Consider the following 21,463-nt stretch of genomic DNA (forward strand, 5'->3'; position numbering starts at 1 on the left):
ATCAGAAGAAGTGCTGCCAATCCGCCAGCCATGCCGGGAACTCCTCGACCGGCATCGGCTTGGCGATGTAATAGCCCTGCGCGTAGGTACAGCCCAGCCCCTGGAGGAAATCCCAGTCCTGCTTGGTCTCGACGCCGACCGCGACCGAGCGCCGATCGAGGCTGCGCGCCAATCCGAGGCAGGAGCGCAGCACCGTGCCGATGGCCTGCTTCTTGGAGGCGCCATCGACAAAGCTGCGATCGATCTTCAGCTCCGAGAACGGAATGCGCGCCAGCAGCTGCAGGTTGCTGCGGCCGGTGCCGTAATCGTCGATCGCCAGACCAAAGCCCTTCATCCGCAAGCGCAGCAGGCGCTCAAGGAAATGCGGATCGGTGGTCAACACGGCCGACTCGGTCATCTCGAAGGTAATGTAGTCCGGCATGATGCGATGCCGTTCCAGGCAGGCCGAGATCTGGTCCATGAACTGCGGATGCGCCAGCGTGCCCTGGTCCACGTTGATGGAAAACGAAATCGGAATTCCCTGGTCGTGCAGCAGGCGGCAGGCGGCGACCGACTTCTCGATCATGCTCCAGTCGAGGAAATCGATGCGGCGGTTCTCTTCCAGCGCCTGCATGAACGACGCCGGTCCGAGCACGCCGTACAGCGGATGGCGCCAGCGCGCGAACATCTCCAGGCCCTTGACCTGGCCGGTCTCCAGCTCGATCTTGGGCTGGAAGAAGGGGTCGAACTCGCGCGCCTGCAAGCCCTGCCCGACTTCGGCGAAGGACAGCGACGGCGTCTGCTCGCGCACCGCCTGCGACTCGGACGGCTGGTAGTTGGCGACCAGCGACTCCAGGCGGCTGCCGATCACCGGCTTGCCGATCGCGCCCAGCACATTGATGCCATAGGCGTCCGCCATGGTCTCGACCGAGAACAGCACCGCGTTGGTCTGCGCGCCGACCACGATGATGCCGGCGCGGCAGTGCGCATCGGCCAGGCGGCGTATCAGCTCCAGCGCATCCATGCCCGGCAGGGCCAGGTCGATGATGGCGATATCCACGGGAGGCGTGATGCCGGCGCTGAAGTGGCGCAATGCGGTGTGGCCATCCGGTGCCTGCGTGATCCGGCCGACGCCGAGATGCACCAGGATATCCGCCAGTGCATGGCGTTGAACCTGATCTCCCTCTGCCACCAGAAAGTGCAACTGCGCGATATCCATGTACGGCTCCCGTGATTCGTTAAGCCTGATTCTAAGCTTGATTCTGCCTTACTTGTTCGAAAAAGCATACTGCGGCGCATGCGGCGACGTTCAGCGACTCGACCTGGCCCAGGTGGGGAATCACCACCTGGTGGGTCGCCATCGACAGCAGATCGTCCGCCACGCCCTGCCCTTCGTGGCCGAACAGCCAGGCCACAGGCTGGCGCAGGTCCACGTCGTACAGGCGCCGGGTAGCGTAGCCGCTGGTCGCCAGCGTCGCCACTTTGGCCCCCGACACCAGCGCCGCCAGGTCGACGTTCTCGAAAATATCCAGCACAAAGTGCGCGCCCATCGCCGCCCGCAGCACCTTGGGCGACCAGCAGAACGCCGTGCCGGCGCTGCAGTAGACCTGGGTGATGCCGGCCGCCGCCGCGCTGCGCAGGATGGAGCCGACGTTGCCGGGATCCTGCACGCCGTCCAGCAGCACCGCCGACACCGACAGCGGCGCCGTCACCGCGCGCTCCGGCGTGGCGACCAAAAACATCACGCCGACGCCATGTTCGACCTGGCTGACGGCGTTGTACAGCGCGTCCGGCAATCCCAGCACGTGCGCGTGTTTCGCCTCCAGCCGGCCGACGATCTCCATCACTTCAGGATTGAGCAGCGCCGATTCGCTGACCACGCACTGCTCCGGCACGCCGCGCAGCTGCAAATAGGACTGGCACAGGTGCACGCCGTCGAGCAGGGTGCGGCCGGCCTTGCGGCGCGCCGACGAACTGCCGGCCAGCTTGACCAGCTCCTTGTACTGCGCGTTGTCGCGCGAGGTAATGGTTTTCACAGGCGGGCCTCCAGCAAGGCGCGCACCGGCGCGAAGGAGCGGCGGTGCACCGGCGATGGTCCGTGCTCGCGCAGGCGTTCCAGGTGCAGCGCGGTGCCGTAGCCCTTGTGCTGGTCGAAGCAGTACTGCGGATATTGCGCGTGCAAGGTCACCAGCGCGGCGTCGCGCGCGGTCTTGGCCAGGATCGACGCGGCCGAAATCGCATCGATCTTGTCGTCGCCGCCGATGATGGCGATGCTCTGGATCTTCATCACGGGGCAGCGGTTGCCGTCGATCAGGGCCAGCGTCGGCACGGTCTTCAGCGCTTCCACCGCGCGCCGCATCGCCAGCATCGACGCCTGCAGGATGTTGTGCTTGTCGATCTCTTCTTCCGACGCCTCGGCGATGGCCCAAGCCAGCGCCTGCGCCTTGATCAGCGGCGCCAGCATGTCGCGCCTGGCCTCGGTCAGTTTCTTGGAATCGCGCAGTCCCTCGATGGGGCGCGAGGCGTCGAGGATGACGGCGGCCGCGAACACCGGGCCGGCCAGCGGCCCGCGTCCCGCCTCGTCGACGCCGCAGATGATCTCTTCGAGCGACGTCGGCAGGTCGTCAAACAGGCCGGATTGTTGGTTTTTCACGTTGATTACTCACTAAAATCGTCGTTCCCGCGAAAGCGGGAATCCATCGTACAGCGGCCATGATGCCCAGCATGGATTCCCGCGTCCGCGGGAATGACGCGGGCGGTCAAGCCTTGATAACTCTCAGCACCGCGGCGGCGCTCTCCACCGCGGTATTGCGCAGCAGGCTGTGATGCATGTCGGTGAAGCGCTGCGCCAGCTTCAGGCGGTGCGGCGCGTCGCTCAGCTGCTTCCACATGGCGTCGCACAGCGCCTGCGGGCTGGCGGCGTTCTGCAGCAGCTCCGGCACCAGGAACTCGCGCGCCAGGATGTTCGGCAGGCCGATCCACGGCTGGTAGCCGAAATGACGCAGGATCTGCCATTCCAGCTCCATCATCCGATAGGCTATCACCATCGGTTTCTTGAACAGCGCCACCTCCAGCGAAGCCGTGCCGGACGCCACCAGCACCGCATCGGCCGCCGCGATCGCCGTGTGCGACTGGCCGTCGAGCAGCTGGATCTCCACGTCCTGCAGCCCGGCCTGCGCCACCAGTTCCAGGAAGTAGGCGCGCTGGCGCTCGCCCGCCATCGGCGCGACGAACTTCAGCGAGCGGTCGCGCTGCTTCAGCAGCTTGGCCGCGCCGACGAAGGCCGCCGTGTTGTACTTGAGCTCGGACATGCGGCTGCCCGGCATGATGGCCACCACGCTGGCGTCCTGCGGCAGGCCCAGCGCCGTGCGCGCGCCCGCCTCGTCCGGCGTCATCGGCACCAGCTCGGCCAGCGGATGGCCGACATAGCTGACCGGCACGCCGGCCTGGCGGTAGATCTCTTCCTCGAACGGGAAGACCACCAGCATGTGCGACACCGCCTTGATGATTTTCTTGATGCGGCCGCCGCGCCAGGCCCAGATCTGCGGCCCGATGTAGTGGATGGTCGGGATCCCGGCCGCCTTGAGCTGCTCTTCCAGCCCGAGGTTGAAGCCAGGGTAGTCGGCGCCGATGAAGGCCGCCGGCCGCTCTGCCAGCAAGCGGTCGCGCAGTTGGTTCTGGATGCCCTTGATCTCGCGGTAGCGCGGAATCACGGCCAGCAGGCCGCGCACCGTCAGCTTGTCCATCGGATAGTGCGACTCGAAGCCCTGCGCGATCATGTGCTCGCCGCCGATGCCGTGGAAGCGCGCCTCCGGCAGGTGCGGCCTCAGGCCCGACAGCAGCCGCGCCGCCAGCACGTCGCCGGACGGCTCGCCGGCCACCAGGGCCAGCGAGAGGTCAGCGGACGATGCCACGGCTGGCGGTGCCGAGGAAGTCGCGCATGGCGCGGATGTGAAGCGCCACGTCGGCCGGGCTGCCCTCCTCTTCGGCCTGCAGCGCGGCCTTGGCCTCTTCCAGCGTCAGGCCGGAGCGGTAGATGATCTTGTACGCGGCGCGGATGCCGTTGATCTGCTCGCGCGTAAAGCCGCGCCGTTTCAGGCCCTCGATATTGACGCCGTGGGCCTGGGCCGGGTTACCGTTCAACAGCACGAACGGCGGCACGTCCTGGGTCAGCGAGGTGCTCATGCCGACAAACGCATGCGCGCCGATCTTGCAGAACTGGTGCACATTGGCGAAGCCGCTCATGATCACCCAATCGCCGATCTCGACGTGGCCGGCGATCTGCGCGTTGTTCGAGAAGATGGTGTTGCTGCCGACCTGGCAATCGTGCGCCAGGTGGACGTAGGCCGAAATCCAGTTGTCGTTGCCCAGCGAAGTCACGCCCTTGTCCTGCACCGTACCGGTGTTGAAGGTGCAGAATTCGCGGATGGTGTTGCGGTCGCCGATGGTCAGGCGGGTCGCTTCGCCGGCCCACTTCTTGTCCTGCGGCGCGGCGCCGATCGACGAGAACTGGAAGAACTTGTTGTCGCTGCCGATGGTCGTATGGCCTTCGATGACCACATGCGGGCCGACCACCGTGCCCGAGCCGATGGCGACGTGGGGACCGATGACCGAATACGGACCGACTTCCACACTCTCGTGCAGCTCGGCCTTGGGGTCGACGATGGCGGTGGCGTGGATCCGGGACATGGTTACTTCCCTGCCGGCTGGCTGGCGTCGGCGGCGTTGCGGATGGTGCACATCAGGTCCGCCTCGACCGCGACCTGGCCGTCGACCGTGCCGACCGCCTTGTACTTCCAGATGCCGCGCGACACGCGCACGATCTCGATATCCATCTTCAACTGGTCGCCGGGGCCGACCGGGCGCTTGAAGCGCGCATTGTCGATGCCGACGAAGTACACCACCGAATTCTCGTCCGGCTTGATGCCCATGGTCTTGAACGACAGCAGCGCCGCCGTCTGCGCCATAGCCTCGATCATCAGCACGCCCGGCATGACCGGCTTGTGCGGGAAGTGGCCGTTGAAGAACTCTTCATTGACGGTCACGTTCTTGATGGCGGTGATGGACTTGTTCTCTTCGTACGCGAGCACACGGTCCACCAGCAGCAGCGGATAGCGGTGCGGCAGGTAGGACTTGATCTCGCAGATGTCCATGGTCTTGTTTTCAGTAGTGGTCATGATTCGTCTTCAGTTCGTGTTTTAATGGTTTTTTCAAGCGTGCGGATTTTGTCGCGCATCGCCGGCAGGTTGCGGACGATGGCCGCCGATTTTTCCCACTCGGCGTTTTTCGCCAGCGGATAGAAGCCCGTGTACTGTCCCGGCTCAAGGATGGAGCGCGACACCATGCTGGCCGAGCCGACGTGCACCTTGTCGACGATGGTCAGATGGCCGAGCACCATGGCGGCGCCGCCGAAGGTGCAGTACTTGCCGATCTTTGCGCTGCCCGCCACGCCGACGCAGCCGGCCATCGCCGTGTGCGCGCCGATATGGCAGTTGTGGCCGATCTGGATCTGGTTGTCCAGCTTCACGCCGTCCTCGATGATGGTGTCGGCCAGCGCGCCGCGGTCGATCGTCGTGTTGGCGCCGATGTCGACGTCGTCGCCGATCATCACGCGCCCGGTCTGCGGGATCTTGATGTAGACGCCGCCCTCGTTGGCGAAGCCGAAACCGTCGGTGCCGATCACGGCGCCGGAATGGATGATGCCGCGCGCGCCGATCTGGCAGTAAGCGTGGAAGGTGACGTTGGCGAACAGCTTCGTGCCCTCGCCGATCACCGCCTCGCGGCCGACGTAGCAGCCGGCGCCGATCACCGCGCCCTCGCCGATCACGGCGCCGTCCTCGATCACCACCTGCGGGCCCACATGGGCGCTGGCCGCGACCTGCGCGCTGGCCGCGACGACGGCGCTGGCGTGCACGCCGGCGGCCGGCACGATGGCCGTCAGCGATTCGAAATACTGCGCCGCGCGGGCGAAATACACATAGGGGTTGTTGGCGACGATGCGCGCGCCGGCGTAGCCGGCGGCGATATAAGCGTCATCGGCGGCCGACACGATGAGTGCCGCCGCCTGGCTTTGCAGCGCCTGCGCGCGCAATTTGCTATTGCTGAGAAAGCTGATGTGCGAAACGCCGGCGTCCGTCAATGGCGCGATCCCGGTCACTTCCAGGTTCGCGTCCCCCATCAACTGCCCGCCCAAGCGTTCGACCAATGCTCCTAGTCGAGTGCCCATCGGGGGTCCAATCTAATTTATTTGTCTTTGTCCAGGGCCGCCAGGACCTTGTCGGTGATGTCGATGCGCGGGCTGGCCCATACCGCATCCTGCAGCACGATATCGAAGCCTTCCACGTTGGCCATCTGCTTGATGATCTTGGTGGCCTTTTCCGAAATCGCCTGGCGTTCCTCGTTGGTGCGCTGGTTCAGGTCTTCGCGGAACTCGCGCTGGCGGCGCTGGTATTCCTTGTCCAGCTCGAACACATCGCGCTGGCGCTTGATGCGGTCGGCCTCGGCCAGCGTCGGCGCATCCTTGTCCAGCTTTTCCGACGCCGTCTTCAGGCGCAAGGCCATATCCTGCATGGCTTTCTCGCGGCTCTTGAATTCCTCGGCCAGCTTCTCGCCGGCCAGCTTGGCCAGCTTCGATTCGTTGTAGATGCGCTCTGGGCTCAGCCACGCGATGCGCGAGGCCGAGGTCTGGGCCTGCACCGGCGCCAATGCACACCAGCCCAGTGCAAGCACGGCGAGATATTTGGTCACGTTAGCGGATGCAATCTTCAACTTGTTTCTCCGAGGTAAAAATTAATACTCAATGCCAACAAAACCCGCATCAGAAGCCGCTGCCCATCTGGAACTGGAAGCGTTCCAGGCGGTCGCCCGGCTTGGCGTTCAGGGGCTTAGCATAACTCAACTTGAGCGGACCCACCGGGGAAATCCAGCTGATGCCCAGGCCGGCCGCGTAGCGCAGCTCGGAATAGCGCATTTTCTGGCCTTCCTGGTAGACCTGGCCGCCGTCGACGAAGCCGAACCAGCGCAGGCTGCGGTCCTGGCCGGAGCCCGGGAACGGCATCTGCAGCTCGGCATTGCCGATCAGGCGCGAGGCGCCGCCCAGCGCGTCGCCGTATTGGGTGTCGACCGCGCCCAGCGAGGAGCTCAGGTAGCCGCGCACCGAACCGATGCCGCCGCCGTAGAAGTTCTTGAACACCGGATAGCTGCTGTCGCCCAGGCCATGGCCGTAGTCGATCTCGCCCTTCAGGGCCAGCGTGACCTTGGAGAACAGCGGCTTGTACCACTGCTGCTCGTAGACGGCGCGGTAGTACTTCTGCGCGCCGATCAGGTCCAGCTCGATGTTGGCGCGCTGGTAGCGGCCCACGGTCGGCGTCAGCGCCGAGTCGCGGCTGTCGCGCGCCCACGCCGCCGTCAGCGGCACGGCGTTGGTCGAGGCGGTGCCGACACCGGAGGTGGTGCCGTTGATGGTGTTCACGTATTCCTGGAAGCGGATCGGCGAAGTCGTGTCGGTGGTGATCTTCGAGCGTTCCAGGCCGATGCCGAAGAACACGGTGTCGACTTCCGAGAACGGCACGCCGTAGTTGATGCGGCCGCCCTGCTGCTTGATGGTGTAGGAACCGATGTTCAGCGCCGGCGGCTGCTGCGTGCGCAGATAGATCTCGTAGCCGCGCGAGACGCCGTCGTCGGTGTAGTAAGGGTCGGTCTGCGAGAACGAGATCGTGCGGCTGTACTTCGAGGTATTCAGCTCGATGCCGACGGTGGTGCCCGAACCGGCGAAGTTGGCCTGCTGGATCGCCGCCTGGAACGAGAACTTCTCCGACTGCGAGAACGCGCCGCCGATCTGGAAGTTACCGGTCGGCTTCTCGACCACGGTCAGGTTGACGTCGACCTGGTCGGACGTGCCCTGGGCTTCCGGCGTATCGACGGTGACGTCCTTGAAGTAGCCGAGGCGGTCGACGCGGTCGCGCGACAGCTTGATCTTGTTGGCGTCGTACCACGAGGACTCGAACTGGCGGAACTCGCGGCGTATCACTTCGTCGCGGGTGCTGGTGTTGCCGGCGATGTTCATGTGGCGCACGTAGGCGCGCTTGCCCGGATCGATGAAGAAGGTGAAGGCCACCTCGCGCTTGGCGCGGTCGATGTCCGGGTTGGCGTTGACGTTGGCGAAGGCGTAGCCGAAGGTGCCCAGGCGGTCCGAGATCAGCTTGTTGGTCGCGGTCAGGCGCTCGCCCGAATAGGTCTCGCCCTGGCGCAGCAACACCAGCGAGCGCAGTTCCTCTTCGCGGCCGAAGGTCTCGCCTTCGAACTTGATGCCGGAGACCTTGTACTTCTCGCCCTCGGTGATGTTGATGGTGATGTAGATGTCCTTCTTGTCGGGCGTGATCGACACCTGGGTCGACTCGATGTTCATCTCGATGTAGCCGCGGTTCAGGTAGAAGGACTTGAGCGACTCGATGTCGCCGGTCAGCTTGGTCTTGGAGTACTGGTCGGCCTTGGTGTACCAGCTGAACCAGCCGCCGGTGTTGAGCGCCAGGTTTTCCTTCAGCTCCTTGTCCGAGAACACCTTGTTGCCGACGATGTTGATCTGCTTGATCTTGGCGACGTCGCCCTCGTCCACCGCGAAGGTGATGTTGACGCGGTTACGCTCGATCGGCGTGACGGTGGTGACCACCTTGACGCCGTACAGGCCGTGCGACAGGTACTGGCGCTTGAGCTCCTGCTCGGCGCGGTCGACCGAAGCCTTGTCGAAGATCTTGGTCTCGCCGACGCCGATGTCCTTCAGCGCCTTGACCAGCGTGTCTTTTTCAAATTCCTTGGTGCCGGTGAACTCCACCTTGGCGATGGCCGGGCGTTCCTCGACCAGCACCACCAGCACGCCGCCATCGGCTTCCAGCTTGACGTCCTTGAAGAAACCGGTCGCATACAGCGCCTTGATGGCGGTGATGGACTTGTCGTCGTTGAAGGTCTCGCCGACGCGCACCGGCAGATAGCTGAACACCGTACCGGCTTCCGTACGCTGAATCCCTTCTACGCGGATGTCTTTGATGACGAAGGGCTCGACGGCCATTGCGCTGCCGGCGCAGAGCGCCAGGACAGCGGCGCCGATCAGGCTACGGCGAAAGGAAGGTGAAGTAATACGGTCAGAATATAATTTCATTGGGGTTATTCAATGGCTAAATCAACGAGAACTACACAGTACTGCTACAGCAGCCGGGCGACGTCATTAAACACCGCCAGCAGCATCAAGGTCAGTAATAAACCCATGCCCAGGCGCTGCGCAATTTCGCCTACGCGCTCCGGCACAGAACGCCCAGTTAAAACTTCCAGCGAATAATACAGCAAATGCCCCCCATCCAGAACCGGAATCGGTAGTAAATTCATCACCCCCAAACTGATGCTGATGAAGGCGATGAAGCTCAAATAGCTGGCCGCGCCCATCCTTGCGGTCTGGCCGGCATAGTCGGCAATCGTGATCGGGCCGGTGACGTTCTTCAGCGAGGCCTCGCCGGTGATCATCTTGCCGATCATCTTCAGCGTCATGCTGCAGGTATCCCATACCCGGACCAGCGCCTTGCCGACCGCCGCCACGGGGGACGATGGCACGCTGATCATATCCGGCTGCAGAGCGACATACGCGCCGATCTTACCGACTGTTACAGTTCCGGTGCGCGTTTTTACCTGTTCCGCCTGCGGCGCCACGTCCAGCGCCAGCTGCCGGCCGGCGCGCTGCAGCGCCACCTGCACGGTCTTGCCGGCCGAGGCGCGCATGATGTCGATGAAGGCGATGCCGTCGGCCACGGCCGAGCCGTCCACCGACAGCAGCAGGTCGCCCGGCTGCAGGCCGGCGCGCTCGGCCGGGCCGCCCGCCACCACCTGCTGCACCACCGGCGCCGGGCGCGCGACGCCGATGCCCAGCTCGGACGGCACGTCGCCCTCCAGGTTCAGCGCCGCCATCGCCGACGGCGGCAGCACGAAGGTAAAGCGCCCCTGCCCCGCGCGCTCGACGGCGATGCGGGCCTCGGTCTTGTCGATCGCGGCCTGGATCAGCTGCCAGCGCAGCTCGGACCAGACGGCCACCGGCTGGTCGTTGATGGCGGTGACCAGGTCGCCGCCGCGCAGGCCCGCCTGCCAGGCCGGCGTGGATTCCACCGCGACCGTCTCGCCCAGCGCGCCCACGCCGTGCATCCCGATCTTGCTGCTCGGCTCCTCGACGCCATGCATGTACAGGCCGGCGAACAGCACGATCGCGATCAGGAAGTTGGCCAGCGGGCCGGCGGCCACGATGGCGATGCGCTTCCAGACGTTCTGGCGCGTGAACTCGCGCGCCAGGTCTTCCGGCGGCAGGCCGGCCAGCTCGCCCTCGCGCGCGTCCAGCATCTTGACGTAGCCGCCCAGCGGCAGCGCCGACACGGCCCACTCGGTCTGGTCGGGGCCGAAACGGCGCGACCACACCACCTTGCCCATGCCGACCGAAAACCGCAGCACCTTGACGCCGCACCAGCGCGCCACCAGGTAGTGCCCCAGCTCGTGGAAAACGATCAGGGAACCGAGGCAGACGACGAACGCCAGTACGGTGTGCAGGAAGTTCATTTGACCAGTCCGGCGATATAGGTTTCAGCGGCGGCGCGCGCGGCGGCGTCCTGCGCCATCACGGCGGCGATGCTGTCGGCGGCGCCGTGCGGCAGCGCCTCCATCACGTGCGCAATGACGCGGTCGATCTGGCGGAAGCCGATCTTCAAGTCCAAAAAGGCTTGGACCGCGATTTCATTGGCCGCGTTCAGCAGGGCCGGCGCGGTGCCGCCGGCGCGCAGCGCCTCGAAGGCCAGCGCCAGGCATGGGAAACGGTTGAAGTCGGGGCGCTCGAACTGCAGCGTGGCGATCTGCGTCAGGTCCAGCTGGGCGACGCCGGAGGCGATGCGCTCCGGGTAGGCCAGCGCGTGGGCGATCGGCGTGCGCATGTCGGGGTTGCCCAGCTGCGCCAGCACCGAACCGTCGACATACGACACCATCGAATGGATCACCGACTGCGGATGGATCACCACTTCGATCTGCCCGGCCGGCGCGCCGAACAGCCAGTGCGCCTCGATCACTTCAAGTCCCTTGTTCATCATGGTGGCCGAGTCGACCGAGATCTTGCGGCCCATCGACCAGGTCGGATGCTTGCAGGCCTGGTCGGGCGTCACCGCGTCCAGCGTCTCGACCGCGCGCGCCAGGAACGGGCCGCCGGAAGCGGTCAGCAGGATCTTGGCGACGCCGCTGCCCTCAGGCGAACGGCCGTAGGACTGCGGCAGGCACTGGAAGATCGCATTGTGCTCGCTGTCGATCGGCAGCAGCACCGCGCCGGCCGCGTGGGCGGCGTCGATGAACAGCTGGCCCGACATCACCAGCGCTTCCTTGTTGGCCAGCAGGACCTTCTTGCCGGCGCGGGCCGCGGCCAGGGTCGGCGCCAGGCCGGCGGCGCCGACGATGGCGGCCATCACGCTGTCGACTTCGGCCGCGCTGGCGATGCCGCACAGCGCGGCCTCGCCGTATTCGACCTCGGTGTCGACGCCGGCCGAGCGCAGCAGCGCGGCCAGCTGGTCGGCGGCGGCGGCGCTGCCGACCACCGCGCGCGCGGGACGGAAGCGCACGCACTGCGCGGCCAGTTCTTCGACGCGGCTATGCGCGGACAGGGCGTAGACGGAATAGCGCTCGGGATGGCGGGCGAGCACGTCCAGCGTGGACACGCCGACCGAACCGGTGGCGCCAAGGATGGTGATACGTTGCATAGTTATTCTTTCAGAGCCGGGTATCAGAGCCAGGCGCCGATCAGGGCCGCCAGCGGCAGCACGGGGATCAAGGCGTCGATACGGTCAAGCACGCCGCCGTGGCCGGGCAGCAGGTTGCTGCTGTCCTTCATCGCGGCGCGGCGCTTGAGTTGGGATTCAAACAGGTCGCCGACCACCGAGGCGGCGACCACGGCCAGCAGCGCCAGCAAGGTCAGCGCCCAGCCGAAGCGGGCCTGCAGCTTGTAGGCGAAGGTATCCCGCAGCCAGGGCGCGGCGTCGCCCGCCAGCACGATCGACAGCGCGGCGATGGCCAGCACGGCGACGGCGCCGCCGATGGCGCCCTCCCACGACTTGCCCGGCGAGATGGACGGCGCCAGCTTGCGCTTGCCGAAGGCCTTGCCGGAGAAATAGGCGCCGATGTCGGCGATCCACACCAGCACCATCACCGACAGCAGGTACAGCGGCGAATGGCGGTACAGCTCGACGATCGCGAAGAAGCAGGCGAAGACGGCGAAGCTGAAGGTCACCGACAGCGCCCAGTTGGCCGCGCCCTTGAGCGGCGGCAGGCCGAGGCCCAGCGAAGGCGCGTAGCGGATCAGCCACAGCAGCGACGCCACGGCGAACAGCGACCGGGCGCCGCCCGGCTGGCCCTGGTAGTTCAGCAGCGCCACGAACAGCACCACGGCCGCCAGGCCGGCCACGCGGGCGGCGCTGGCGCCCAGGCCGAACAGGCGCGCGCCCTCCCAGATGGCGGCGCCGACAAACAGCGTGACCACGAAGCCAAACGCGGGGAAGTAGTTGAAGAACAGGACCGGCAGCAACACCGCCAGTAAGAGCACAGCGGTAATAATCCTCGTTTTCAGCATTAGCTTGTCTTCTCGGCCAGTTGCGCCCCGGTGCGGCCGAAGCGGCGCTCGCGGTGCTGGTAGGAGGCGATCGCCTCGTCAAGGCACTCGATGGAAAAATCGGGCCAGTAGGTGTCGGTGAAGAACAGTTCCGTGTAGGCCAGTTGCCACAGCAGGAAGTTGGAGATGCGCTGCTCGCCGCCGGTGCGGATGAACAGGTCGGGCTCGGGCGCGTAGGCCATCGCCAGGTGCGGCGCCAGCTGCTCCTCGGAGAAGTCGGTGGCGCCCGGGTGCGCCGCCACCATCTTCGCCACCGCCTGCATGATGTCCCAGCGGCCGCCGTAGTTGGCGCAGACGGTGACGGTCATGCGGGTGTTGCCGGCGGTCTTGCGCTCGGCGGCGGCGATCATGTTTTGCAGTTTGGCGTCGAAGCGGGACAGGTCGCCCACGACTTTCAAGCGGATATTGTTGGCGTGCAACTTGGCCACTTCGCGGTCCAGCGCCGTCACGAACAGGCGCATCAGCAGCGAGACTTCCTCTTCGGGGCGGCGCCAGTTTTCCGAGCTGAAGGCGAACACGGTCAGGTATTCGACGCCGCGGCGGGCGCAGGCCTCGACCACGGTGCGCACGGCTTCCACGCCCTTGACGTGTCCGGCCACGCGCGGCAGGAAGCGCTTGGTCGCCCAGCGGCCATTGCCGTCCATGATGATGGCGACATGGCGCGGTACGCTGGGCGCTTCGGGAACCTCGGTAGTCGAACTCGTATATTTCATGAAAACTTCGGTGCCAAAGTATAAAGTATTGCAGTTGTGACGCAAAAAGACAAGACGCACCCCGCAGAAACGTCATTCCCGCGCAAGCGGGAATCCATGCTGAGCGTATCGCCACGCGGCCCATGGATTCCCGCCGGCGCGGGAATGACGTGATGCAGCAGCTTGTTAAACCGTCAGGACTTCTTTTTCTTTCTCCACAACCATCTTATCGATGTCGGCGATGAACTTGTCGGTCAGCTTCTGCACGTCGTCCGACGCGCGGCGCTCGTCGTCCTCCGAGATCGACTTGTCCTTGACCAGCTTTTTCAGGGTTTCGTTGCCGTCGCGGCGGATGTTGCGCACGGCAATCTTCGCGTCCTCGGCTTCGCTCTTGACCAGCTTGACCATCTCCTTGCGGCGCTCTTCGGTCAGCGGCGGGGTCGGCACGCGGATCATGTCGCCCTGCGACGACGGGTTCAGGCCCAGGTCGGCGTCGCGGATGGCCTTTTCAATGGTCGCGGCCATTTTCTTCTCGAACGGCTGCACGCCGATGGTGCGGGCGTCCATCAGGGTCACGTTGGCCACCTGGGTCAGCGCGGTCGGCGAACCGTAGTACTCGACCATCACGTGGTCCAGGATGCCGGTGTGGGCGCGGCCGGTACGGACCTTGGCCAGATCGGCGCGCAAGGTTTCCAGCGATTTGGTCATGCGCTCTTGCGCATTCTTTTTAACGTCAGCTACGGACATTGCTGCTCTCCTGTATCGGAATATTGTTTAAACGTGAACCAGTGTACCCTCATCCTCGCCCATGATGACGCGCATCAGCGCGCCCGGCTTGGTGATGGAGAACACTTTGATCGGCAGTTTCTGGTCGCGGCACAGCGCGAAGGCGGTGGCGTCCATCACTTGCAAATGCTTGGCGATGGCTTCATCGAAGCTGATCGAGTGGTACAGCGTGGCGTTCGGGTCTTTCTTCGGATCGGCGGTGTAGACGCCGTCGACCTTGGTGGCCTTCAGCACGATCTCGGCGCTCATTTCCGAACCGCGCAGCGCGGCGGCGGTGTCGGTGGTGAAGAACGGGTTGCCGGTGCCGGCGGCGAAGACGACCACCTTGCCTTCTTCGAGGTACTGCAGCGCTTTCGGGCGCACATACGGCTCGACGACCTGCTCGATGCCGATCGCCGACATGACGCGGGCGGTGATGCCGACATGGCGCATGGCGTCGGCCAGGGCCAGCGCGTTCATCACGGTGGCCAGCATGCCCATGTAGTCGGCGGTGGCGCGGTCCATGCCTTGGGCGCCGGGCGCGACGCCGCGGAAGATATTGCCGCCGCCGATGACGATCGCCAGTTCCACGCCCAGTTTCGCGACCTCGGCCACATCGGCCACCATCCGCTCGATCGTGCCGCGGTTGATGCCGTAAGGATCATCTCCCATCAGCGCTTCGCCGGACAATTTGAGGAGGACGCGCTTGTAGGCTGGTTTGGACATGAGACGGGGCTCCTAACTAAGTGGGGTTTATTCGGGTAAGGCTGCCGGCGCCTATGATACCTCGCCCGGCGCCGGGCACTGCTGCGGGCTTAAAAAAACGGGCCTCTCGGCCCGTTTTCTTGATATTACGCTCCTTTGGAAGCGGCCACCTGGGCGGCCACTTCTGCGGCGAAGTCGTCCACCTTCTTCTCGATGCCCTCGCCCACCACGTACATGGCAAAGGCTTTCACGGCGGTCGATTTTTCTTTCAGCATCTGCTCGATCGATTGCTTGTCGTTTTTCACGAAAGCCTGGTTCAGCAGCGACACTTCCTTCAGGTACTTCTGTACCGAGCCTTCCAGGCGCTTGGCGACGATGTCGGCAGGCTGCACCGGCTTGCCGGCGGCAACCGCGGCGGCAGCGTCTTCGTCGGCCTTCAGCTTGGCGACCGAGCGCTCTTTTTCGATCAGTTCGGCAGGAACCTGGTCAGCCGACAGCGACACCGGCTTCATCGCGGCGATGTGCATGGCCACGTCTTTACCGACTTGCTCGTCGGCGCCGTCGAATTCAACCATCACGCCGATGCGGGTGCCGTGCAGGTACGACGCCAGCTTGCTGCTGGTTTCGAAACGCTGGAAGCGGCGGATCGACATGTTTTCGCCGATTTTGCCGATCAGTGCAGCGCGCACTTCGTCCAGGGTCTTGCCGTCGTCGCCTGCTGGCAGGGCCAGCAGGGCTGCGACGTCGGCCGGGTTCTTTTCAGCCACCAGACGGGCGGCGGTGTTGGCCAGGTTCAGGAAGTCGTCGTTTTTAGCGACGAAGTCGGTTTCCGAGTTCACTTCGATCAGTGCGCCTACGCCGTTGGCGATGTAGGTGGCGACCACGCCTTCGGCGGTGATGCGGCTTGCTGCCTTACCAGCCTTGCCGCCCAGCTTGACGCGCAGGATCTCTTCCGCGCGACCCATGTCGCCTTCGGCTTCGGTCAGTGCCTTTTTGCATTCCATCATAGGCGCGTCAGTCTTCGCGCGCAGTTCGCCTACCATTGCTGCAGTAATAGCTGCCATGTGTTTCTCCTGTATTCGGTGGGGGTGGTGAGCGGTGCTCTAACCATTTACGTTAAAAAAAAGGGGGAGCTGTTGGCCACCCCTTTTTCTTACAGCTTGCTACGAACGATTAAGCCTGTTCGTTAACTTCGACGAATTCGTCGCCAGCTGCGGCTTTGACCATTTCAACTACTTCGTTACCGGCAGCAGCACGGCCTTCCAGGATCGCATCTGCCACGCCGCGGGCGTACAGAGTGATGGCTTTCGACGAGTCGTCGTTGCCTGGAATAACGAACTGAACGCCTTCTGGCGAGTGGTTGGTATCGACCACGCCGATAACCGGGATACCCAGTTTAGCGGCTTCGGTGATGGCGCCCTTGTGGTAGCCAACGTCAACGACGAAGATGGCGTCAGGAACGCCGCCCATGTCCTTGATACCGCCGATCGATTTTTGCAGCTTGATCATTTCGCGTTGGAACATCAGCGCTTCTTTTTTCGACAGCTTCTCAACCGAACCGTCTTCGATCGTTGCTTCCATGTCTTTCAGGCGCTTGATCGAGGTCTTGATGGTCTTGAAGTTGGTCAGCATGCCGCCCAGCCAACGCTGGTCGACGAAAGGAACGCCTGCGCGTGCCGCTTCAGCTGCAATGATTTCGCGTGCTTGACGCTTGGTGCCGACCATCAGGATGGTGCCGCGGTTCGAAGCGACCTGTTTCACGTGCTTCATCGCATCTTGATACATGGCCATCGTCTTTTCCAAGTTGATGATATGGATCTTGTTGCGGTGACCGAAGATGAACGGTGCCATCTTTGGGTTCCAGAAACGGGTTTGGTGACCGAAGTGGACACCGGCTTCCAGCATTTCGCGCATAGTTACGGACATATTAAACTCCAGGGTTGGGTCTGGAATCCGATCAGTCACCATAGAGGCACCCTTGTCGACCGGATTCGCGTTTATTAAACAAAATTAACAGCCAAATTAACAACATTGCTCAAACCGAATTCAAGCAACCCGAGATTCTACCCTGAAAACAGCCACTTAGGCAAGCACTGTCGCCCTATCGCGCGCGCTCCGCGCTGGTGCATTGCTAGCAAAAACACAACACACCCGCACCAAGATGGCGCGCAGCATGAATAAATTCCCGCGGATATCCCCAAGATATCGAAATTGTAATATCATCTCGAAAACATTAGTTCCACCATATTAATAACTATTGATTTCAACCGTCCAGAACGAAAGACAGCCGTCATGCCCTTCCTGTTTGCCGTGACACTCGCCGCCGCCGTCCAGCCCGCCTGTTCCTGGGATCGACCTGGACACAACCCCTACACCGGCACCGCCGCCGCCGCCATCGACCACTACGCCGACATCCCGGCCGCCGTGCGCGGCACGCTCAAGCGCCGCATGGAGGAAGGCCAGTCGGACGACACGGTCAGCATCACCCGCGACGGCATCATCGGCAAGAACCAGTACAACCCGGACATCCGCGACATGCACTTCGGCAGCGCCTCGCTGTGCAACACGGTCACCCGCGGCAAGTGGGCGGCCGACCGCATCGAGCCGGGCGCGGTCTACTGCGTGGGCGAGCACTGCATCCTGGTGCCCAAGATCTGCGGCAACGTCAGCCGCATCGCGCGCACCGCCCCGGCCGTGGCCGCCGCGCCCCAGGAGCAAAGCCGCGAGCTGGAAGGCACGGTGGAATTCGCCGACATGGGCCTGGCCGACGCCGAGCCGCGCGACGACGAGACGAAACTGGACCAGTTCGACGACCTGGACCAGGAAGGCCGGCACCAGGCCCGCCGCCTGCCGGGCGGCCTGGCCTCGGCCGGCGCCACCGAGGGCGGCGTCGAGGAATTCGTCATGGAGCAGGAGCTGAACCTGGACGACCTGGCCAGCGAATACGCGCGCCGCATCGCCTTCGGCCTGGGCGCCAACGGCGAGGGCGACGGCGCGATCCACACCGCCGTGCCGGAAGCGGACACCTGGGCCATGCTGCTGGGCGGACTGGGGCTGGTGGGCTGGTTCGGCCGCCGCCGCGCCGCCGTCCGCGGCGCCTGACGGCGATCGTCGCACAGGCAACGCACGCGGAGCCCTCCGCGTCGTTTATAATTTCAACATATTGCACGCCGCGAGCAGGTCCTTCCGCTCGCCAGGCGTTTTTACCGTTTACCTTGCTGATTGCGATCCACTATGTCCATTTCCATCAAAACCGCCGAAGACATCGAAGGCATGCGCATTGCCGGCCGCCTGGGCTCCGAAGTGCTCGACTACATCACGCCCTTCGTCAAGGCCGGCGTCACCACCGGTGAACTGGATCGCCTCTGCCACGAATACATGAGCAACGTCCAGGGCACCATCCCGGCGCCGCTGAACTACTGCCCGCCGGGCTACACGCCCTACCCCAAGGCCATCTGCACCTCGGTCAACGACGTCATCTGCCACGGCATCCCGGGCGACAAGGTGCTGAAGAACGGCGACGTGGTCAACCTCGACATCACCGTCATCAAGGACGGCTACCACGGCGACAACAGCCGCATGTTCTTCATCGGCGAGCCGTCGATCCTGGCCAAGCGCCTGTCCGAGATCACCTACGAGTGCATGTGGCTGGGCATTTCCAAGGTCAAGCCGGGCGCCCACCTGGGCGACATCGGCCACGTGATCCAGCAGCACGCGGAAAAAGCCGGCTACAGCGTGGTGCGCGAATTCTGCGGCCACGGCATCGGCAAGGTGTTCCACGAAGAGCCGCAGGTGCTGCACTACGGCCGCCCCGGCACGCTGGAAGAGCTGAAGCCCGGCATGATCTTCACCATCGAGCCGATGATCAACGCCGGCAAGCGCGAGATCCGCGAAATGGGCGACGGCTGGACCATCAAAACCAAGGACCGCAGCCTGTCGGCGCAGTGGGAGCACATGATCCTGGTCACCGAGACCGGCTATGAGGTGCTAACGCTGTCGGCCGGCAGCCCGCCGCCGCCGGCGTTTATCACCGATACCGCCACCGCTGCGGCCTAAGCCACCGATGTCCGCGGCCGCGATGCAAAAGGAACTGCGCGAACAGCTCAAGCGCCAGCTGAAGGCCGACCGCCAGGTGGTGATCGCCGGCTTCCGCGAAGACGGCATGCCGGAAAAGCTGCTGCGCAGCCTGCGCCAGAGCGTCGACGCGGTGCTGACCACGGCCTGGCACGCGGCCCGGCTGCCGGCCAGCACGGCGCTGGTCGGCGTCGGCGGCTACGGCCGCGGCGAACTGTTCCCCTATTCCGACGTCGACCTCCTGATCCTGCTGGAACAGGCGCCCGACGCCGCCACCACGGCCAAGCTGGAGGAACTGGTGCAGCTGCTGTGGGACCTGGGCCTGGAGATCGGCCACAGCATCCGCACGGTGGACGAGTGCCTGAGCGAGTCGGCCGCCGACATCACGGTGCAAACCAGCCTGCTGGAAGCGCGCGTCATCTGCGGCGACGAGCAGCTGTTCGCCGAACTGCAGCGCCGCTACGACGCGGCGATGGATCCGCGCGCCTTCTACCACGCCAAGATGCTGGAGATGAAGCAGCGCCACGCCAAGTACGAGGACACCGCCTTCAGCCTGGAGCCGAACTGCAAGGAAAGCCCGGGCGGCCTGCGCGACCTGCAGGTGATCCTGTGGATGGTCAAGGCCGCCGGCCTGGCCAACTCGTGGCGCACCTTGGCCACCTCCGGCCTGATCACCCAGACCGAAGCCAAGCAGCTGATGGAGAAAGAGCGCGCCTTCAAGGACATCCGCGTGCGCCTGCACCTGCACGCCGGCCGCCGCGAAGACCGGCTGGTGTTCGACGTCCAGACCGCGATCGCCGAGTCGCTGGGCCTGAGCGCCACCGGCAGCGGCGTCCACATGCGCCGCGCCAGCGAATACCTGATGCAGCGCTACTACTGGGCCGCCAAGACCGTCACGCAGCTGAACACCATCCTGATCCAGAACATCGAGGAACGGCTGTTCCCGAAAGCCGACGTCGCGGTGCCCATCAACGCCCGCTTCAACGACTTGAACGGCCTGATCGACATCGCCGAGGACGACACCTTCCTCAAGACGCCGTCGGCGATGCTGGAAATCTTCGTGCTGATGACCGAACGGCCGTCGCTCAAGGGCATGACCTCGCGCACCATGCGCGCGCTGTGGCACGAGCGCTTCCTGATCGACGCCCAGTTCCGCGCCGATCCGGCCAACCGCGCGCTGTTCCTGCGCATCCTGCAGGCGCCGGTCGGCATCATCCACGCGCTGCGCCGCATGAACGACCTGTCGATCCTGGGCCGCTACCTGCCCAACTTCCGCAAGATCGTCGGCCAGATGCAGCACGACCTGTTCCACGTCTACACCGTAGACCAGCACATCCTGATGGTGGTGCGCAATATGCGCCGCTTCTCGATGGCCGAGCATGCGCACGAATACCCGTTCTGCAGCCAGCTGATGGCCAACTTCCCGCAGCCGTGGGTGCTGTACCTGGCCGCGCTGTTCCACGACATCGCCAAGGGCCGCGGCGGCGACCACTCCAAGCTGGGCATGGCCGACGCCGAGCAGTTCTGCCGCGAGCACGGCATGAGCGCCGAGGACACCGAACTGGTGGTGTTCCTGGTCGAGAACCACCTGACCATGTCGCAGGTCGCGCAGAAGCAGGACCTGTCGGACCCGGACGTGATCCAGGCCTTCGCCAAGCTGGTCGGCGACGAGCGCCACCTGACCGCGCTGTACCTGCTGACGGTGGCCGACATCCGCGGCACCAGCCCCAAGGTGTGGAACGCCTGGAAGGCCAAGCTGCTGGAAGACCTGTACCGCATCACGCTGCGCGTGCTGGGCGGCGAGCCGCACAGCGCCGACCATGAATTGAAGAACCGCCAGCAGGAGGCGCTGGCGACGCTGCGCCTGTACGGCCTGCCGCACGATGCGCATGAAGACCTGTGGAAGCAGCTCGACGTCGCCTACTTCCTGCGCCACGACGCCTCCGACATCGCCTGGCAGACCCGCGCGCTGTATGACCGCTTTAACAGCGACAAGCCGGTGGTCAAGTGCCGCCTGGCGCCGATCGGCGAAGGCTTGCAGATCGCCGTCTACATCAAGGACCAGCCGGACCTGTTCGCGCGCATCTGCGGCTATTTCGACCGCAAGAACTTCAGCATCCTCGACGCCAAGATCCACACCACGCGCCACGGCTACGCGCTCGACACCTTCCTGGTCACCGAGCAGAGCTTCGCCAACAGCTACCGCGACATCATCAGCCTGATCGAGCACGAGCTGTGCGCGCTGCTGACCACGCCCGAGGCGCTGCCGCCGCCCAGCCAGGGGCGCTTGTCGCGGCTGTCGCGCACCTTCCCGATCCAGCCGACGGTCGATCTGCGGCCGGACGAGCGCGGCCAGTACTACCTGCTGTCGGTGGCGGCCAACGACCGCACCGGCCTGCTCTACTCGATCGCCAATGTGCTAACCAAGTACAAGATCAACCTGCACACGGCCAAGGTCATGACCCTGGGCGAGCGCGTGGAAGACGTGTTCCTGATCGACGGCGCCGCGCTGAGCAACGCCCGCAGCCAGATCCAGCTCGAAACCGACCTGCTGGACGCCATCAAGGTATAAACTCCG

General features: G+C 64.6%; 20 protein-coding genes. 3 read left to right on the plus strand and 17 right to left on the minus strand.

The genetic code is table 11. The features are described 5' to 3' along the window. Nucleotide 1 precedes the first annotated feature (1 nt). The 17 genes from ACEN9F_RS04620 to rpsB all read right to left on the minus strand — a co-directional run bounded on the left by ACEN9F_RS04620 (nucleotide 2) and on the right by rpsB (nucleotide 16,737). On the minus strand, nucleotides 2-1,198 hold the full coding sequence (locus ACEN9F_RS04620; protein ID WP_413418290.1) for an EAL domain-containing protein: 1,197 nt from the start codon (nucleotides 1,196-1,198) through the stop codon (nucleotides 2-4). Between the two features lie 31 nt (nucleotides 1,199-1,229). Then, entirely contained in the window at nucleotides 1,230-2,015 is a 786-nt protein-coding gene (locus ACEN9F_RS04625; protein WP_413418292.1) for a TrmH family RNA methyltransferase, read from the minus strand. After that, entirely contained in the window at nucleotides 2,012-2,632 is a 621-nt protein-coding gene (gene rnhB, locus ACEN9F_RS04630) for a ribonuclease HII (RefSeq protein ID WP_413418294.1), read from the minus strand. Before rnhB ends, ACEN9F_RS04625 begins: the two co-directional genes overlap by 4 nt. Before the next feature lie 106 nt (nucleotides 2,633-2,738). Beyond that, a complete protein-coding gene (lpxB, locus tag ACEN9F_RS04635) occupies nucleotides 2,739-3,893 on the minus strand; it encodes a lipid-A-disaccharide synthase (protein ID WP_413418296.1) in 1,155 nt (384 codons plus the stop codon). Continuing rightward, complete coding sequence (lpxA, locus tag ACEN9F_RS04640) at nucleotides 3,877-4,668, minus strand: acyl-ACP--UDP-N-acetylglucosamine O-acyltransferase (RefSeq protein ID WP_413418298.1); 792 nt, start codon at nucleotides 4,666-4,668, stop codon at nucleotides 3,877-3,879. Before lpxA ends, lpxB begins: the two co-directional genes overlap by 17 nt. A 2-nt stretch (nucleotides 4,669-4,670) precedes the next feature. Then, on the minus strand, nucleotides 4,671-5,156 hold the full coding sequence (gene fabZ / locus ACEN9F_RS04645) for a 3-hydroxyacyl-ACP dehydratase FabZ (protein ID WP_413418300.1): 486 nt from the start codon (nucleotides 5,154-5,156) through the stop codon (nucleotides 4,671-4,673). Next, the gene (lpxD, locus tag ACEN9F_RS04650; protein WP_413418302.1) at nucleotides 5,153-6,205 is read right to left on the minus strand and encodes a UDP-3-O-(3-hydroxymyristoyl)glucosamine N-acyltransferase; all 1,053 of its coding nucleotides are present in this window, start codon (nucleotides 6,203-6,205) and stop codon (nucleotides 5,153-5,155) included. The genes fabZ and lpxD overlap by 4 nt, the downstream gene beginning before the upstream one ends. A 17-nt stretch (nucleotides 6,206-6,222) precedes the next feature. Then, entirely contained in the window at nucleotides 6,223-6,726 is a 504-nt protein-coding gene (locus ACEN9F_RS04655; protein ID WP_413418304.1) for an OmpH family outer membrane protein, read from the minus strand. 70 nt (nucleotides 6,727-6,796) lie between these two features. Further along, nucleotides 6,797-9,133, minus strand: a complete 2,337-nt coding sequence (gene bamA, locus ACEN9F_RS04660) for an outer membrane protein assembly factor BamA (protein ID WP_413418306.1) — start codon at nucleotides 9,131-9,133, stop codon at nucleotides 6,797-6,799. A gap of 44 nt (nucleotides 9,134-9,177) precedes the next feature. After that, nucleotides 9,178-10,566, minus strand: a complete 1,389-nt coding sequence (gene rseP / locus ACEN9F_RS04665) for an RIP metalloprotease RseP (protein ID WP_413418308.1) — start codon at nucleotides 10,564-10,566, stop codon at nucleotides 9,178-9,180. After that, entirely contained in the window at nucleotides 10,563-11,744 is a 1,182-nt protein-coding gene (ispC, locus tag ACEN9F_RS04670) for a 1-deoxy-D-xylulose-5-phosphate reductoisomerase (RefSeq protein ID WP_413418310.1), read from the minus strand. Before ispC ends, rseP begins: the two co-directional genes overlap by 4 nt. Nucleotides 11,745-11,767: 23 nt before the next feature. Further along, nucleotides 11,768-12,610 carry a phosphatidate cytidylyltransferase gene (locus ACEN9F_RS04675; protein ID WP_413418312.1) on the minus strand — a complete coding sequence of 281 codons (843 nt, stop codon included), beginning with the start codon at nucleotides 12,608-12,610 and terminating at the stop codon, nucleotides 11,768-11,770. Then, nucleotides 12,610-13,362, minus strand: coding sequence for a polyprenyl diphosphate synthase (gene uppS / locus ACEN9F_RS04680; RefSeq protein ID WP_413418314.1), 753 nt, complete (start codon nucleotides 13,360-13,362; stop codon nucleotides 12,610-12,612). Before uppS ends, ACEN9F_RS04675 begins: the two co-directional genes overlap by 1 nt. 165 nt (nucleotides 13,363-13,527) lie before the next feature. After that, nucleotides 13,528-14,088, minus strand: coding sequence for a ribosome recycling factor (gene frr, locus ACEN9F_RS04685; RefSeq protein WP_413418316.1), 561 nt, complete (start codon nucleotides 14,086-14,088; stop codon nucleotides 13,528-13,530). A 27-nt stretch (nucleotides 14,089-14,115) separates the two neighbouring features. Further along, nucleotides 14,116-14,832: a UMP kinase gene (pyrH, locus tag ACEN9F_RS04690; protein WP_413418318.1), complete on the minus strand. Its 717-nt coding sequence runs from the start codon at nucleotides 14,830-14,832 to the stop codon at nucleotides 14,116-14,118. Nucleotides 14,833-14,957: 125 nt separating this feature from the next. Further along, nucleotides 14,958-15,875 carry a translation elongation factor Ts gene (tsf, locus tag ACEN9F_RS04695; protein ID WP_413418320.1) on the minus strand — a complete coding sequence of 306 codons (918 nt, stop codon included), beginning with the start codon at nucleotides 15,873-15,875 and terminating at the stop codon, nucleotides 14,958-14,960. A gap of 109 nt (nucleotides 15,876-15,984) precedes the next feature. Next, nucleotides 15,985-16,737, minus strand: a complete 753-nt coding sequence (gene rpsB / locus ACEN9F_RS04700) for a 30S ribosomal protein S2 (protein WP_413418322.1) — start codon at nucleotides 16,735-16,737, stop codon at nucleotides 15,985-15,987. 366 nt (nucleotides 16,738-17,103) lie between these two features. Between rpsB and ACEN9F_RS04705 the strand changes: the two genes are divergently transcribed. The 3 genes from ACEN9F_RS04705 (at nucleotide 17,104) to ACEN9F_RS04715 (ending at nucleotide 21,457) form a co-directional block, all read left to right on the plus strand. Further along, nucleotides 17,104-17,913 carry an MHFG family PEP-CTERM protein gene (locus ACEN9F_RS04705; RefSeq protein ID WP_413418324.1) on the plus strand — a complete coding sequence of 270 codons (810 nt, stop codon included), beginning with the start codon at nucleotides 17,104-17,106 and terminating at the stop codon, nucleotides 17,911-17,913. Nucleotides 17,914-18,045: 132 nt separating this feature from the next. Continuing rightward, complete coding sequence (gene map, locus ACEN9F_RS04710) at nucleotides 18,046-18,867, plus strand: type I methionyl aminopeptidase (RefSeq protein WP_413418326.1); 822 nt, start codon at nucleotides 18,046-18,048, stop codon at nucleotides 18,865-18,867. A gap of 22 nt (nucleotides 18,868-18,889) precedes the next feature. Next, nucleotides 18,890-21,457, plus strand: coding sequence for a [protein-PII] uridylyltransferase (locus ACEN9F_RS04715; protein ID WP_413418328.1), 2,568 nt, complete (start codon nucleotides 18,890-18,892; stop codon nucleotides 21,455-21,457). The last annotated feature ends 6 nt before the right edge of the window (nucleotides 21,458-21,463 follow it).

The organism is Duganella sp. CT11-25 (genome assembly GCF_047302815.1).
In the GTDB taxonomy this organism is placed as follows: Bacteria; Pseudomonadota; Gammaproteobacteria; order Burkholderiales; family Burkholderiaceae_D; genus Rugamonas.

Excerpts from the sequence above, each read along its gene's own strand:
- lpxA (WP_413418298.1), bottom strand. The coding sequence starts at position 4,668 with ATGTCCCGGATCCACGCCACCGCCATCGTCGACCCCAAGGCCGAGCTG.
- rpsB (WP_413418322.1), bottom strand. The coding sequence starts at position 16,737 with ATGTCCGTAACTATGCGCGAAATGCTGGAAGCCGGTGTCCACTTCGGT.
- pyrH (WP_413418318.1), bottom strand. The coding sequence starts at position 14,832 with ATGTCCAAACCAGCCTACAAGCGCGTCCTCCTCAAATTGTCCGGCGAA.
- uppS (WP_413418314.1), bottom strand. The coding sequence starts at position 13,362 with ATGAAATATACGAGTTCGACTACCGAGGTTCCCGAAGCGCCCAGCGTA.
- ACEN9F_RS04675 (WP_413418312.1), bottom strand. The coding sequence starts at position 12,610 with ATGCTGAAAACGAGGATTATTACCGCTGTGCTCTTACTGGCGGTGTTG.
- tsf (WP_413418320.1), bottom strand. The coding sequence starts at position 15,875 with ATGGCAGCTATTACTGCAGCAATGGTAGGCGAACTGCGCGCGAAGACT.
- frr (WP_413418316.1), bottom strand. The coding sequence starts at position 14,088 with ATGTCCGTAGCTGACGTTAAAAAGAATGCGCAAGAGCGCATGACCAAA.
- ACEN9F_RS04620 (WP_413418290.1), bottom strand. The coding sequence starts at position 1,198 with ATGGATATCGCGCAGTTGCACTTTCTGGTGGCAGAGGGAGATCAGGTT.
- bamA (WP_413418306.1), bottom strand. The coding sequence starts at position 9,133 with ATGAAATTATATTCTGACCGTATTACTTCACCTTCCTTTCGCCGTAGC.
- rseP (WP_413418308.1), bottom strand. The coding sequence starts at position 10,566 with ATGAACTTCCTGCACACCGTACTGGCGTTCGTCGTCTGCCTCGGTTCC.
- ACEN9F_RS04705 (WP_413418324.1), top strand. The coding sequence starts at position 17,104 with ATGCCCTTCCTGTTTGCCGTGACACTCGCCGCCGCCGTCCAGCCCGCC.
- ACEN9F_RS04715 (WP_413418328.1), top strand. The coding sequence starts at position 18,890 with ATGCAAAAGGAACTGCGCGAACAGCTCAAGCGCCAGCTGAAGGCCGAC.
- map (WP_413418326.1), top strand. The coding sequence starts at position 18,046 with ATGTCCATTTCCATCAAAACCGCCGAAGACATCGAAGGCATGCGCATT.
- lpxD (WP_413418302.1), bottom strand. The coding sequence starts at position 6,205 with ATGGGCACTCGACTAGGAGCATTGGTCGAACGCTTGGGCGGGCAGTTG.
- fabZ (WP_413418300.1), bottom strand. The coding sequence starts at position 5,156 with ATGACCACTACTGAAAACAAGACCATGGACATCTGCGAGATCAAGTCC.
- ispC (WP_413418310.1), bottom strand. The coding sequence starts at position 11,744 with ATGCAACGTATCACCATCCTTGGCGCCACCGGTTCGGTCGGCGTGTCC.